The following is a 707-nucleotide window of genomic DNA, read 5'->3' as shown; positions in this document are numbered from 1 at the left end:
TCCTGTCATCGATTTGGCCTGCTAGCGCCCAGACGGTCACCTATATACATACCGATGCTCTAGGTTCGGTCGTGGCTGAGTCTGACGCAAGCGGAAATGTGACCAGGAGATATGACTACGAGGCCTATGGGGYGGTCGTGGGCGACGAGGTTCCTAATGGGCCTGGTTACACCGGGCATGTGAGTGATCCGGCTACCGGCCTGAGCTACATGCAGCAGCGCTACATGGATCCGCAGTTGGGCGTCTTCCTGTCGGTAGATCCCGTGTCTGCATATCAGCAGCCTGTGGTGCAGTTCAACCGGTACCGATACGCAAACGGGAACCCATACAGGTTTACAGACCCGGACGGGCGAAACGCTGCAGCTTTGGTGCCATTGCTGATCATACCAATCGTGGTTGGCGCTACGTACTACGCGACGACGACACCGGAGCGACGTGCTGAACTTGGCAACAAGTTGGAGGGGGCTATAAAGGGCTTGGTGCAAAAGGCCGAGCCGGCTACTCCGGAACCTGCACTTCAGGACGGTGGGTCGATAGCGGGCGACACAAAGACGGGAAGCGAAGGAGGGACAAGTGGAAAAGCCGCGGGTGGCGAGCGGGGAACCATTTACGTTGATTCGAAAGGCAACGCCATCCCGACACCTCCGGGTGGCAAGATTGAAGGCTCACCAGATGGGCGGTTTGTACAAGCCAAGGGCCCTGACGGC

Annotated in this window: 1 protein-coding gene; it reads left to right on the top strand. The window is 58.4% G+C overall.

Annotation, left to right across the window (positions count from 1 at the left end; genetic code table 11):
• Positions 1 to 71: 71 nt before the first annotated feature.
• A partial coding sequence (locus tag ACXJKJ_RS30610) for an RHS repeat-associated core domain-containing protein (protein WP_457395215.1) occupies positions 72 to 707 on the top strand: 636 nt, incomplete at its 3' end.

It is taken from the genome of Roseateles sp. P5_E1 (assembly GCF_054049335.1).
This window is presented reverse-complemented; position numbering and strand designations above follow the sequence as displayed.